This window comes from Anaerococcus sp. Marseille-Q5996, from assembly GCF_946893725.1.
GTDB lineage: Bacteria > Bacillota > Clostridia > Tissierellales > Peptoniphilaceae > Anaerococcus > Anaerococcus martiniensis.
In genome coordinates, this window is sequence record NZ_CAMPPE010000015.1 from 1 (window position 1) to 547 (window position 547).

General features: G+C 40.2%; 1 tRNA gene. It reads left to right on the forward strand.

Going from position 1 to position 547, the window contains the following annotated elements:
• Nucleotides 1–193: 193 nt before the first annotated feature.
• A tRNA-Ala gene (locus OC526_RS08320) sits at nt 194–269 on the forward strand.
• Nucleotides 270–547: the final 278 nt, after the last annotated feature.

The following is a 547-nucleotide window of genomic DNA, read 5'->3' on the forward strand; positions in this document are numbered from 1 at the left end:
CTTTCATCCTAGAACGAATCTTGCGAATCAAGAGAGCTTCTAGGACGTCTCTACAAACGTAAGCAATTATATTTGTATTAGATTAACCAATCAGGTCCGGAAAGAGAATGATACGTTATTCTCTATCAATTAGAAACACAGACATAATCATTGATATAAATTAAATTTCAATATTAAACTATATATAAAACATGGGGATATAGCTCAGCTGGGAGAGCACCTGCCTTGCACGCAGGGGGTCAAGAGTTCGAATCTCTTTATCTCCACCAGCAAGACCTAACCCCATTTGCAAAGCAAATGGATGGTAGGTCGGCCGTCAGGATTTCCAAACGCGCGAAGCGGGTTTGTAGAAATCTACGACGCTAATCGTACGGATAAACAATCCGTATATTAGAAAAAAATGAACCACTTAGCAATAGCTAAGCTTAAAACTAAATAGCAAACAATATTTCCAGTCAAGAAAGAAAGGGCGCAAGGTGGATGCCTTGGCACATGAAGACGATGAAGGACGTAAGTGAACGAAAGCTAGGGTAAGCTCACAACAAGC